The organism is Nitrospira sp. (assembly GCA_037045225.1).
Taxonomy (GTDB): domain Bacteria; phylum Nitrospirota; class Nitrospiria; order Nitrospirales; family Nitrospiraceae; genus Nitrospira_A.
The window spans coordinates 1,174,578-1,186,900 of sequence record JBAOHZ010000009.1 but is presented as its reverse complement, the minus strand read 5'-3'; the positions used below and the strand labels follow the sequence as shown (position 1 = coordinate 1,186,900).

At 60.6% G+C, this 12,323-nt stretch carries 9 protein-coding genes; 6 read left to right on the top strand and 3 right to left on the bottom strand.

Going from position 1 to position 12,323, the window contains the following annotated elements:
* Positions 1-80: 80 nt before the first annotated feature.
* Positions 81-521 (top strand): response regulator, encoded by a 441-nt coding sequence (locus tag V9G17_06175; protein ID MEI2752172.1) that lies wholly within the window; start codon positions 81-83, stop codon positions 519-521.
* 152 nt (positions 522-673) lie between these two features.
* The gene (locus tag V9G17_06170) at positions 674-1,330 is read left to right on the top strand and encodes a hypothetical protein (protein ID MEI2752171.1); all 657 of its coding nucleotides are present in this window, start codon (positions 674-676) and stop codon (positions 1,328-1,330) included.
* 112 nt (positions 1,331-1,442) lie between these two features.
* On the opposite strand, the gene V9G17_06165 is transcribed toward V9G17_06170, so the two are convergent.
* From V9G17_06165 to V9G17_06155, 3 genes are read right to left on the bottom strand one after another with little or no spacing between them, the layout of a single operon-like run.
* Positions 1,443-1,781: a hypothetical protein gene (locus V9G17_06165; GenBank protein MEI2752170.1), complete on the bottom strand. Its 339-nt coding sequence runs from the start codon at positions 1,779-1,781 to the stop codon at positions 1,443-1,445.
* Between the two features lie 25 nt (positions 1,782-1,806).
* A complete protein-coding gene (locus V9G17_06160; protein ID MEI2752169.1) occupies positions 1,807-2,526 on the bottom strand; it encodes an MOSC domain-containing protein in 720 nt (239 codons plus the stop codon).
* Between the two features lie 43 nt (positions 2,527-2,569).
* Complete coding sequence (locus V9G17_06155) at positions 2,570-3,394, bottom strand: MOSC N-terminal beta barrel domain-containing protein (protein MEI2752168.1); 825 nt, start codon at positions 3,392-3,394, stop codon at positions 2,570-2,572.
* A gap of 112 nt (positions 3,395-3,506) precedes the next feature.
* Between V9G17_06155 and cynR the strand changes: the two genes are divergently transcribed.
* The 4 genes from cynR to V9G17_06135 all read left to right on the top strand — a co-directional run bounded on the left by cynR (position 3,507) and on the right by V9G17_06135 (position 12,209).
* Positions 3,507-4,403, top strand: a complete 897-nt coding sequence (cynR, locus tag V9G17_06150) for a transcriptional regulator CynR (GenBank protein ID MEI2752167.1) — start codon at positions 3,507-3,509, stop codon at positions 4,401-4,403.
* A gap of 278 nt (positions 4,404-4,681) precedes the next feature.
* Positions 4,682-6,001 (top strand): MdtA/MuxA family multidrug efflux RND transporter periplasmic adaptor subunit, encoded by a 1,320-nt coding sequence (locus tag V9G17_06145; GenBank protein ID MEI2752166.1) that lies wholly within the window; start codon positions 4,682-4,684, stop codon positions 5,999-6,001.
* Positions 5,998-9,111 (top strand): multidrug efflux RND transporter permease subunit, encoded by a 3,114-nt coding sequence (locus V9G17_06140; GenBank protein ID MEI2752165.1) that lies wholly within the window; start codon positions 5,998-6,000, stop codon positions 9,109-9,111. The genes V9G17_06145 and V9G17_06140 overlap by 4 nt, the downstream gene beginning before the upstream one ends.
* Complete coding sequence (locus V9G17_06135) at positions 9,108-12,209, top strand: multidrug efflux RND transporter permease subunit (GenBank protein MEI2752164.1); 3,102 nt, start codon at positions 9,108-9,110, stop codon at positions 12,207-12,209. Before V9G17_06140 ends, V9G17_06135 begins: the two co-directional genes overlap by 4 nt.
* The last annotated feature ends 114 nt before the right edge of the window (positions 12,210-12,323 follow it).

Sequence of the window (12,323 nt, the reverse complement as noted above, 5' to 3'; positions counted from 1 at the left end):
GCTGCAGGCGCTGTCTTTGCATCCTGTGCACCATTGAATGATATGGAACAACCCATTGGGAAGAGCGGGGGGAGGTTACCATGGGAATGGCATGGTCGTTCGGCTTGGTCGCCGACGAGAAGGCTTGTCTGGGGCGGGTCTTGGTGGTGGATGATGAGGACTCGATTCGCAGCCTGCTCCGCATGACCCTGACACAGGGGGGCTACGACGTCGAGGAGGCGGAGGATGGCGGCAAGGCGGTCGAAGTCTTAAACAGCGGCGATAATCCGTTGATGGTCGACGTCATCATTTGCGATATCCGGATGCCGCGTATCAACGGGGTTGAGGCCATTGCCTATTTTCGTGCCCAATATCCTTCTCTGCCCGTCATCGTGTTGACGGGGTATTACGATGAGTCCCTGGCGCAATCGCTCTGTCAGCAAGGAGTCGTCGAGTATTTGGAGAAACCGGCTGCGCGAGAGCGTATTCTCTCCTCGGTGGCGCAGGCCATTGCCGGCCGACGGATCAGTTTTTATCCCTGAGGCGTGACCGTGCAGTCTGGAATCCTGAGATGCCCCGCCTAGTCCGTGCGTTCCCATTCCCTCCCGTTTGATTTTCCACCGGCAGCTTCTTAGAATCCTCTCAGATGACATTCATCGCTTGATCAGGAGGACTAGTATCCATGTGTCAATTCATGCCCCGTTCGATCCCCCATGCCCCGTTCCGTTCCCTCGTGGTTGCCGGCCTGCTTGGTCTGCTCTGCATTGGTGTGGCTCCTTCTCCCGTTAACGCCGCCCGTGGTGGGGGCAAGACAGAGGTGTTGCCGGTGCAAAAGGCGGCGCCGGCGGCCGTCATCATTGAAGGGAACGGCAATGAAGTGGAATTGCGTCGTCAGATGCGGGCCAAGAACGGAGTGGCCGAACTCGGATCATCGACCGCACAGGTGATGTTTTCGCAAGCGCCGACGGGGTCGTTCGGATTTATTGTGCCGAAGCTGTTGGGCCTGGCCTTGGTGACGCAGAGTCCGGATCTCGCGATCGGTCGCACGGCACCTGCCACAAACGCCTATGAGATTCATAAGCTCGCTGACGGGAGCGGGATGTTGGTTGGATTCATGGGCACGGAATTGATGGCCCAGGTGGCACCGAGTCAACGCCCGAAGAATGTTCGTATCGTGCTCTATTCCAATCCCTCGGACAAGGCTCCGCACATTGTGGCCGTGCCGTTGGTCAAACTGGTGGCTGACCGGATGCCGACTCGGCTTGATGTGAAGAATCCCGACGGCCCTGTTTCGCTTGATATGGACCTACAGGGGAGCTCGACGCGCGCGTCGACCCAAGGTGGGCAATAACGAGGTTTACTGTTGATGGGGAGGCGGCCTGGTTGTAGGCGCCTCCCCGATCGCTCCGTGGATGACGTGCCGTGCCTCCTGGCGAGACCTGGTCCGCCGCGAATCTCCAGTCCTAGTCTCCGACCTTCACGGTAATGCTATCCGTTGCGGTCCCGGCGTCCTTATGATCATGGTCGGCGATTTTCACCGTGATCGTATGTTCCCCCTTGGCCACGTGTGCAAAGGTGCCTTTGAATCCCTTCTGGTACGTGCCGTCGAGGTAGACGTGCGCGTGATTGCCTGCCGGCGCGTTCAGGATTTCATATTTGATCTCGAACGTCTCGGTGACGGTCTCGCCATTGTGAGGGGCGAGGATCGTGATGGTGGTCGCACTTTCAGCGGCACACCAGGAACTGAGGGCCACCGTCCCGCTGATGGTGAGTGCGCAGGTTGCGAGAAACAGATACTTCATGGAAACCTCCTAGATAGGGCGATGATTATGAATGAGTTTCCCTGAATTGCCGTTGCTGTGGATCCGGTCCTGCCTGATCCAGGCATCGTTGCTTCAGGGTGTGTTGCCAGCTTGCAGAAAGCAGCGGGCAAAGGCTCAAGTGTTCGGCTGCGGTTCGATTGTTCCGTTCATGATGCATGATCCGATTGGCTGTCGCAACCGTCCATTCAGGACATGGACGATCCAGCAGGTGCAGGTGGGTGCCCGATTCGACCGTCCCTTCCTGCATCACCCGAAAATACCAGCCCGTCAAGCCGGTGCGTTCTATCTGGACGGCCAAATCTTTGAGTTGCCAGCGGCGGGCCAATTTCCAGCATGGTTGCCGTGGTTGAGAAATCTGGACAATGGCCGAGCCGACTGAAAAGACATCCCCGATGCACACATCGCCTTCGGTGAGTCCTTCCAGCGTAAAGTTTTCGCCGAACGCGCCGCCGGTGAGACGATGAGGCGGCAGGATGCTGTACCAACGCAACCAATGTTCCGACGGATAGGCACACACCGCCTTGTCGAGGCCTCCGTGATGGACAAGATCCGCCTGTCCGTCCCCCACCAGATTCTGCCGACTGAGCGAGATCGGGCCGTGAGCGGGGCGCTTGAACATGCCGGTCGTCCAAGGTTGTTGCTCCGGATCGTCGACACCATCACTGTGTTCGATGGCAGGTAACCCCACCTGAATGGATCGTATGAGTCCGTTCGTTCTGCTCATGTGTGTGCCCTGTGGGATAAGTTTCTTTCTGCGCCGATGCCGATTACAAGAGCCGGATCTGGTTTCCCCGCATGACTCGACCCGGGGCAAGGACCGTGGCGTATACCCCGACGGCGGCCCGATTATGTTGCACGGCGGTCCGAAGAATACCCGAATCCTCCGGCAGGTCTCCCTGCGGCAGGGTGGTCATGACGCAACGGGCGCAGGGCCCCGTCACCTTCAAGCGAACATCTTGCCCGATCGCCAGCGTGCGACCGATCCATTCATTCTCGACAAACCGAGTGTCGCTCGCGGCGGATGCCACCACAAGGTTGGGCCGGAACCGTCGTGTCTCGAAGCGGCCTTCAGGATAGAGCCGGCGGAGGGCGTCGAGGGTGGCCGTGGTCAACACATGAATGAGCGCTCCATCGAAGAAGGTGCCGGCCGGCATGGCTTCCTCTGTCACGGTGTTCTGCCGGGCGCGGCCCGCCACGTCCGGCCAATATTCTTCGAGCTGTGGCGCGGTTGGGACGGCGGTCGTCAGTCGCACGGCTCGCCCCAGCATCGTCGACAACCGTTCATCGATGTCCCTGGTATCGCCCGCAGCCCACGTTCCATCCGGGAACATCATCTGCAAAGGCGCAGTAGGACCGTCCGTGAGGTTCGGCTTCAGCCTGGCGAGGCAGTCGAACAATCGTCCCCATTTTTTCGGATGTTTCGCACTGGCGATTTTGCCGGTCTCGACATCGATCACCGCGTAGCTTCGATCACCGGTTAGGCCGCGCACAGTGATATCGACGGCATTGAGTTCCTCTCCTCGCATGGATTTGACGGGGTAGCGCCAGACGGTGGCGACGGTGCCGGCGACATCGGATTCTGCTGCGGTCATAGGTCCCTCCAGGGTCGTGTCTTGTGTCGGTCAACCTAGTGCGCCGTGAGAGGAGGCGTCAAAGTGTTTATTCTGATTAGTATCATCACTTTCATTTATGATAGAAAACGGCATGGAATTTCGCCATCTTCGATATTTTCTCGCCGTGGCCGATGCGCTGCATTTCACCAAGGCCGCCGAAGGTCTGCCGGTCTCTCAGCCGGCGTTGTCCGCTCAGATCAAACAGTTAGAGCAGGAAGTGGGGGTGCCGCTGTTCGATCGTGTGGGGCGATCAGTGCAACTGACGCGGGCCGGATCGGTTTTTCGCGAGCATGCCCGCCGGGCCTTGCGGGAGATGGAGCTGGCGCAAGTGGCGATCGCCGAGGAAGAAGGCTTGCAGCGAGGCACTCTCACCGTCGGTGTGGTCCAGACGGTGAATGCCTATCTGATTCCCGACATCGTCGGCCGCTTCTCGACCCTGCATCCGTTGATTTCGCTCAAGCTCGACGAACTGTCCGGGCCGGATATTGAGGCCGGGGTCAAGAGCGGGTCATTGGAAGTCGGCATCGGATTCGTGCCGGTGACGTCGGACCGCATCGAAAGCCAGCCATTGTTTGAAGAAGACTTTGTGTTGGTCGCCTCGCCAAGGCACCGGTTTGCCAAGCGCCGGCACCTGTCCCTGTCATCGTTGGCGAAGGAGTCGTTGATCCTCCTGCCGACGTTATTCTGTACACGACGCCTGTTGGATGCGTGTTTCGAGCAGGCAGGGGTCCGGCCGAAGATTATTATGGAAATGAATTCCATCGAAGGGATTCTGGCCACGGTTCGCACGAGCAATCTTGCGACGGTGCTGCCGCGCTTATCGCTAGGGCTGGGCCCTAACCACGCGCTCCGGGGTATCTTGCTCAAGAACCCCACCCCCCGCCGAGGCGTCGGTCTCTTATGGAAAAAGGGAGGCTACCGGAGCGGGGCAGCCAAGGCGCTGGCCGATCAAGTGCGGGCCGTCGTCGGTGAGCATTGGCGGTCATGAGTGTGTTTGCCGCCTCCTCTGACTCGCGTGCCTTTTCCTGCTCCGCAGGGCAGCGGCTTCCGTTTGCCTGAAATCCGCCTCCCGATACGGGCTGCCTATCAGTTGCCGGCATCCTCTGCTCATCTGCGTAGACGCGGGGCCACGAGTCTTGCCGGCAAGGGCGCGGAGGCGCAATAGCTGTGGTCCTGTGGGCAGATAGGGTATGATAGCGAAGGTAGATCAGCGGGAAGAACTGTCTCACGCGAGCAGTGCTCATGCTTGTGCGCGACGAGGCGAGAATGACCCGACTGCTCGCAAGCGTGGGCGGGGTCGGTGACCCAGCAGACGCAGGAACCAATGGGACGGAAGGAAGAGCGGTGATGGCGGAATCCGTACGATTTGCAACCCTGGTGAAGCGATGGATGATCGGCCTCTTCGCGGCCTGCCTGCTTGCGGTGGGGGTGTATGTATTGATGACCCGGTCCGGGGAGGCGCAGCCACGCCAAGCAGAAAAACGGCCGGCCATGGGGGCGCGGAACACGCCGGTCGTGGCGGTTGCGGCCAAAACCAGCGAGATCAATATCTACCTGAACGGCCTGGGCTCGGTGATCCCGATGAACACCGTCACGGTGAAGAGCCGGGTGGACGGCCAGTTGATGCGGGTGCTCTTCAAGGAAGGGCAGCTCGTGCATGACGGCGAATTGCTGGCGCAGATCGATCCGCGGCCGTTCCAAGTGCAGCTGATTCAGGCCGAAGGGCAAATGGCGCGTGATCAGGCGCAAATGAAAAATGCGCAGCTGGATCTGGAGCGCTACCGGGATCTCTACACACAACACTTCATTCCCAAGCAGCAGCTCGACACGCAGGAAGCGCTGGTGCGTCAGTACGAGGGCATCGTCAAGGCCGACCAGGGACAGATCGACAATGCCAAGCTGCAGTTGACCTATTCCAGCATTACCGCGCCGATCAACGGGCGGGTGGGGTTGCGCCTGGTGGATGCCGGGAATATCGTCCATGCGAACGATCCCAATGGGTTGATGGTGATTACGCAATTGCAGCCCATCACGGTCGTGTTCGCTCTGGCGGAGGACCATTTGCCGGCTGTCTTCGAGCGGCTCAAGGCTGGGAAGCAACTGGTTGTGGAGGCCTTCGACCGGGAGCAAAAACGAAAGTTGGCCACGGGGACGCTGCTCACCGTCGATAATCAGATCGATCCGACGACCGGCACCGTCCGCTTGAAAGCGGTGTTTCCAAACGATGACAGCGCGCTGTTTCCCAATCAGTTTGTGAATGCGCGGTTGCTTCTCGACATCAAACAGGGTGTCACGGTCGTGCCGTCCGCCGCCGTTCAGCGCGGGCCCAAGGGGACGTTCGTCTATGTGGTGAACGAAGCGGAGCACACGGTCAGCGTGCGAGCGGTGACGGTGGGCGTTGCGCAGGGCGAAGAGGCCGCCATCGACACAGGGTTGGCCTCAGGCGAGGTGGTGGTCGTGGACGGGACTGAAAAATTGCGCGAAGGCAGCAAGGTCGAATTGCGTCCGGCAGCCGGAGCGGTCCCGACCAGCCAGGACGCGCCGGCGCCCGGCGGTGAGGGGAGCACACGAGGGACCCGGACGTGAACCCTTCTCGGCTGTTCATCGTCCGGCCTGTGGCGACGGTCCTGACGATGATCGCCATTCTCCTGGCCGGTGCGCTGGCCTATCGTCAGTTGCCTGTCTCCGCTCTTCCACAAGTCGATTATCCCACCATCCAGGTGATGACGTTTTATCCCGGTGCCGGGCCGGATGTCATGACCTCGTCGATCACCGCACCGTTGGAGCGGCAGTTCGGGCAAATGCCCGGGCTGAACCAGATGACCTCCACGAGCTCAGGCGGCAGTTCGGTCGTCACCTTGCAATTCAGCCTCGATATCGATCTGGATGTCGCCGAGCAGGAAGTGCAGGCGGCGATGAATTCGGCGGCGACGTTCCTGCCGCGTGATCTGCCGGCTCCCCCGGTGTATAGCAAGGTCAACCCAGCCGACGCGCCGATTCTCACCCTGGCGTTGACCTCCGCCACGCTGCCTCTTCCCCAAGTGCGTGATTTTGCGGAGACCCGCTTTGCGCAAAAAATTTCACAACTGTCCGGCGTCGGTCTGGTGAGCATCAGCGGCGGACAACGCCCCGCCGTACGCATCCAGGCCAATCCGCGCGCGTTGGCCGCTTATGGATTGACGTTGGAAGACCTTCGAACGGTCGTGGCCGCCGCGAACGTCAATCAGGCGAAAGGCGGTTTCGACGGCCCGCGTCGCGCTTCGATCATCAACGCCACCGACCAACTCTTTGCCGCCAAGGATTACAGCGCGTTGCTCGTCGCCTATCGCAACGGCGCTCCGGTTCGGCTCTCGGAGGTCGCCGAGGTGATCGACGATGTCGAGAATACTAAGCAGGCCGCGTGGATGAACGAGACGCCGGCCGTGATCGTCAATATCCAGCGTCAGCCGGGGACGAATGTCATCGAAGTGGTCGATCGGGTCAAGCGGCTGTTGCCGCAATTGCAAGGGACCTTGCCCTCATCCGTGCAGGTGTCGGTGCTGACCGATCGCACCACCTCGATCCGCGCGACCGTGCGTGATGTGCAGTTCGAGCTGGTGCTCGCGGTGGCGCTCGTCATCCTGGTGATCTTCCTGTTTCTGCGCACGGTCCCTGCCACGGTGATTCCGGCAGTGGCAGTGCCGCTGTCGCTCATCGGCACATTCGGTCTCATGTACCTGATGGGGTTCAGTCTGAATAACCTGACGTTGATGGCGTTGACCATCTCGACCGGCTTCGTGGTGGACGATGCCATCGTGATGATCGAGAACATCGCGCGATACATCGAACAGGGGGAGACGCCGTTTCAGGCGGCGCTCAAAGGATCGAAACAGATCGCCTTTACCATCCTGTCGCTGACGGTGTCGCTGATCGCCGTGCTCATTCCCTTGCTGTTCATGGGCGATGTGGTCGGCCGCCTGTTTCGTGAATTTGCCCTCACGCTGAGCATCACCATTCTCATCTCCGCGGTCGTGTCGTTGACCCTGACGCCGATGATGTGCGCCCGGCTGCTGCGCGGGCGGCGCGACGAACAGCCGGGTCGGTTTTCACAGGCGTCGCAGCGGGTGTTGGATCGCATCATTGCCGGGTATGGGACGAGTTTGCAGTGGGTGCTGCGCCGTCAGCGCGCCACGCTGGTCGTGACGGCGGGGACCTTGGCGCTCACGCTCGTGCTGTTCCTGCTGATTCCGAAGGGCTTCTTTCCGCTTCAGGACACCGGGGTCATTCTCGGTATCACGGAAGGGCCGCAAACCGTGTCTTTCGGCACCATGGGAGAGCGACAGCAGGCGTTGGCGCGCGTGATTCTCGAAGAGCCGGCCGTGGAAAGCCTGTCCTCATTCATCGGGGTTGATGGGACGAACAGCACGCTCAATAGCGGGCGGATGTACATCAATCTGAAGCCGCTGGGGGAACGGATGGCCGGGGCTGGCGAGATCATTCGGCGGCTGGAAGCACGTGCGGCGGAGGTCGATGGGATCACCTTGCACATGCAGCCGGTGCAGGATCTGACCGTCGAGGATCGCGTCAGCCGTACCCAGTTTCAATACACGTTGGAAGACGCTGATCCTGAGGAGCTGAATCGCTGGGCTCCAAAGCTGCTGGAGAGCTTACAGGTGCGGCCGGAGCTGCGGGATGTCAGCAGCGATCAACTGAATCAGGGATTGGCGTCGCTGGTAGAGATCGATCGCAATACCGCGTCTCGCATGGGCATCACGCCGCAACTCATCACCGACACCCTCTACGATGCGTTCGGTCAGCGGCAGGTCTCGACCATGTTCACGCAACTGAATCAGTACCGTGTCATTCTTGAAGTGATGCCGGAGTTTCAAAAAGGGCCGGAGGTACTCCAGCAGCTGGAAGTGCGGGGGAGCGGAGGGTCGGTGCCGTTGAACGTGTTCACGCGGGTGACCGAAACCACCGTGCCGCTGGTCATCAGCCGACAGGGGCAGTTTCCTGCGGTGACGATCTCGTTCAACCTGGCGCCGGGAGGGTCGCTCGGTGAAGCGGTGGCGGCAATCCGGCAGGTGACGCAGGAGTTGATGCTGCCCGCGAGCATTCGCGGGAGTTTCCAGGGCGCCGCGCAAGCCTTTCAAAGTTCCTTGGCGAATGAACCGCTGCTGATCCTGGCCGCCCTGATTACCGTCTATATCGTGCTGGGGATTCTCTATGAGAGTTACATTCATCCGCTCACGATCCTGTCGACGTTGCCCTCTGCGGGAGTCGGCGCGCTGCTGGCCCTGATCTTGTTCCAGATGGAGTTCAGCATCATCGCGCTGATCGGGATCATTCTCCTGATCGGCATCGTGAAGAAGAATGCCATCATGATGATCGATTTCGCCCTGGAGGCGGAGCGCACCGAGGGCAAGCCGCCCGAACAGGCCATTTACGAAGCCGGACTCTTGCGCTTCCGCCCGATTATGATGACGACCATGGCGGCGCTCTTCGGGGCCTTGCCTCTTGCGATGGGCTCGGGGGTCGGATCGGAGTTGCGTCGCCCGCTCGGGATCGCCATTGTCGGGGGGCTGGTGGTGAGTCAGTTGCTGACGCTCTATACGACGCCGGTCGTGTATCTTGCCCTGGATCGGTTGGCCGCTCGTTTTCGCCGCGGCCGAGGGCAAGTACCGGTGCCGGAGGCGGTTCCGGTAGGTCCGCGATGAACCTGTCCGCACCCTTCGTACGACGGCCGGTCGCGACGACGTTACTCACCATCGGTGCGACGCTGGTGGGGATCATCGCGTTTCAATTCTTGCCTGTGGCGTCTCTCCCGCAAGTTGAGTTTCCCACGATCAACGTCTCAGCCACACTGCCGGGGGCGAGCCCCGAGACGATGGCCTCTTCCGTCGCCGCTCCGTTGGAACGTCAATTTACGCGCATTGCCGGTGTCACGGAGATGACCTCCACCAGCACCATCGGCGGCACGAACGTGACGCTGCAGTTCGAACTCAACCGGAATATCGACGGCGCCGCGCGGGATGTGCAGGCGGCGATCAATGCCGCTCGAGCCGACCTGCCCCCGAATTTGCCGCTCGCGCCGAGTTATCGCAAGGTGAATCCATCGGATGGCCCTATCCTGATTCTCGCGTTGACCTCCGAACTCGTGAGCCGCGGGCAGATGTACGATGCAGCGTCGAGCATTCTGCAGCAGAAGCTCTCGCAGGTCGAAGGCGTCGGGCAGGTCGCCGTCGGAGGCGGGTCGTTGCCGGCGATCCGGGTGGATCTCAATCCCACCGCGCTCAATAAGTACGGCATCGGACTGGGAGAGGTGCGCCAGGTCCTGACCGGGACGAATGTGAATCGTCCGAAAGGCCAACTCACCGGCGACGACCGCACCTGGGAAATCCGCACGAACGATCAACTCCACCGGGCGGAGGAGTACCTGCCGTTGATCGTGGCCTATCGAAACGGACGGGCGGTACAGCTTTCCGATGTGGCGTCGGTGGAATCGTCCGTTGAAGATCTCAGGACCATGGGGGTGGCAAACGGGACCCCGGCGGTCCTCGTGATTATTTATCGGCAGGCCGGCGCCAACATCATTGACACGGTGGACCGGCTTCGTGCGCGGTTGCCTCAGTTGGAGGCGTCGCTGCCGGGCAGCATGTCGCTGTCGATCGTGATGGACCGGACGCCTGGCATCCGCGCGTCGTTGCACGACGTCGAAAAGACCCTCGCCATTTCCGTTGCGCTGGTCATTCTGGTGGTGTTTGTGTTTCTCAGGAATCTACGCGCCACGTTGATTCCAGCGGTGGCGGTGCCGGTGTCGCTGATTTCCACGTTCGGCGTGATGTATCTGTTCGGGTATAGCCTCGACAATCTGTCCCTGATGGCGCTCACGATTGCCACGGGTTTTGTGGTGGACGATGCCATCGTGGTGCTCGAAAACATCACGCGGTACCGTGAGCAGGGACTGTCGCCGATGGATGCGGCGTTGCGAGGTGCCAAAGAGATTGCGTTTACGGTCGTGTCCATGACCCTGTCGCTGGTGGCGGTGTTCATCCCCATCTTTTTGATGGGCGGCATGCTCGGCCGGCTGTTTCGCGAATTTGCGGTGACGCTCTCGGCCGCCATTTTGGTCTCGTTGGTGGTGTCGCTCACGACCATTCCGATGCTCTGCGCGCGTGTGTTGAAGTCGGAGCCGACGGAGACTCATGGCTGGTGGTATCGCACCAGCGAACGGGGGTTCGGCCTGCTGGCCGGCGGATACGCGACCAGCTTGGCCTGGGTCCTCCGCCACCCACGCACGATCCTGGTGGCGACGTTGGGCACGATGGCGTTGACGGTCTATTTGTATATTCTGGTGCCGAAGGGCTTTTTCCCGCAGCAAGACACGGGGCGCCTCTTTGGAAATATTCAGGCTGCGCAGGACATCTCTTTTCAGGCGATGCGGCAGAAACTCACGGAGGTGGTTGAGATCATCAAGAGTGATCCTGCCGTTGCGAGTGTCACCGGGTTTACCGGAGGCGGCGGCCATGCCGGCACGACCAATACGGGCCGGATGTTCATTGCGCTGAAGCCGCTGGAGGAACGCGGCCTCAGTTCGGACGAGGTGATTGGCCGCTTGCGCCCCAAGTTGGCCAAAGTGCCGGGCGCCCCGACCTATTTGCAGGCCATTCAGGATTTGCGAATCGGCGGCCGGGCCAGCAGCGCGCAATATCAATATACCCTGCAGAGCATGGATCTGGCCGAACTCAACACCTGGGCGCCGAAGGTGGAGGACAAGTTGCGGACCGTCTCAGCAATCGTGGATGTGAACAGCGATCAACAGGATCGAGGGCAGCAATCGCTGGTGGTGTTCGACCGAGTCACGGCCTCGCGGTTGGGCGTGAGTCCTCAATTGATCGATGACACGCTCTACGATGCCTTCGGCCAGCGACAGGTGTCGGTGATGTATACGCCGCTCAATCAGTACCATGTGGTGATGGAGGTCGCGCCGCAATATTGGCAAAACCCGTCGGCGTTGCATGATATTTACGTCCGTTCTTCGAACGGCGCACAAGTGCCGTTGAGTGCCGTGACACGATATGAGCCGGCCAATACCATTCTCTCGGTGAATCACCAGGGGCAGTTTCCCGCCGTCACATTGTCGTTCAACATGGCGCCGGGCGCATCGCTCGGTCAGGCTGTGTTGGCCGTGGACCAGGCGATGCATGATATCGGTCTACCCGGGACTGTGCGCGGCACCTTTCAAGGCACGGCGAAGGCCTTCCAGTCGTCGGTCGAGAATCAACCGTGGCTGATCCTGGCGGCGTTGGTCACGGTGTACATCGTGCTGGGGATTCTCTACGAGAGTTATATCCACCCGATCACGATTCTCTCGACGCTGCCTTCAGCCGGCGTCGGCGCGTTGCTGGCCTTGCTCCTGTTCAAGACGGAACTGAGCATGATTGCATTGATCGGCATCATGTTGCTGATCGGCATCGTGAAAAAGAACGCCATCATGATGATCGACTTCGCCTTGCAGAGCGAACGGATGGCGGAAGGGAAGACCCCGCAGGAAGCGATTTACGAAGCCTGCTTGTTGCGGTTCCGTCCGATCATGATGACCACGGCGGCGGCCTTGTTGGGTGCGCTTCCGCTGGCGGTGGGCATGGGGGTGGGATCGGAGTTGCGACGTCCGCTCGGTATCGCCATCGTCGGCGGCCTCCTCGTGAGCCAGGTTCTCACCCTCTATACGACTCCTGTCGTGTACCTCTTCCTCGATCGCCTGCGACTTCGATGGGTACGAGTTCGAGGGGGCGCGCTGCGCCCTACGGCATAACGAGCCAACCACCGATTCGCCCTGGCCCATTTCAGAAAGTAAACATTCCGCGGCCGGCGGCAGACCCCGCTAGAAGTCGCCGAGCAGGTTCCTACCGACACGCGACCGATCGAT

What these genes read in the sequence shown, in the direction of transcription:
- V9G17_06175 (MEI2752172.1), top strand. Translation starts at nt 81, where the DNA reads ATGGGAATGGCATGGTCGTTCGGCTTGGTCGCCGACGAGAAGGCTTGT.
- V9G17_06170 (MEI2752171.1), top strand. Translation starts at nt 674, where the DNA reads ATGCCCCGTTCGATCCCCCATGCCCCGTTCCGTTCCCTCGTGGTTGCC.
- V9G17_06165 (MEI2752170.1), bottom strand. Translation starts at nt 1,781, where the DNA reads ATGAAGTATCTGTTTCTCGCAACCTGCGCACTCACCATCAGCGGGACG.
- V9G17_06160 (MEI2752169.1), bottom strand. Translation starts at nt 2,526, where the DNA reads ATGAGCAGAACGAACGGACTCATACGATCCATTCAGGTGGGGTTACCT.
- V9G17_06155 (MEI2752168.1), bottom strand. Translation starts at nt 3,394, where the DNA reads ATGACCGCAGCAGAATCCGATGTCGCCGGCACCGTCGCCACCGTCTGG.
- cynR (MEI2752167.1), top strand. Translation starts at nt 3,507, where the DNA reads ATGGAATTTCGCCATCTTCGATATTTTCTCGCCGTGGCCGATGCGCTG.
- V9G17_06145 (MEI2752166.1), top strand. Translation starts at nt 4,682, where the DNA reads ATGACCCGACTGCTCGCAAGCGTGGGCGGGGTCGGTGACCCAGCAGAC.
- V9G17_06135 (MEI2752164.1), top strand. Translation starts at nt 9,108, where the DNA reads ATGAACCTGTCCGCACCCTTCGTACGACGGCCGGTCGCGACGACGTTA.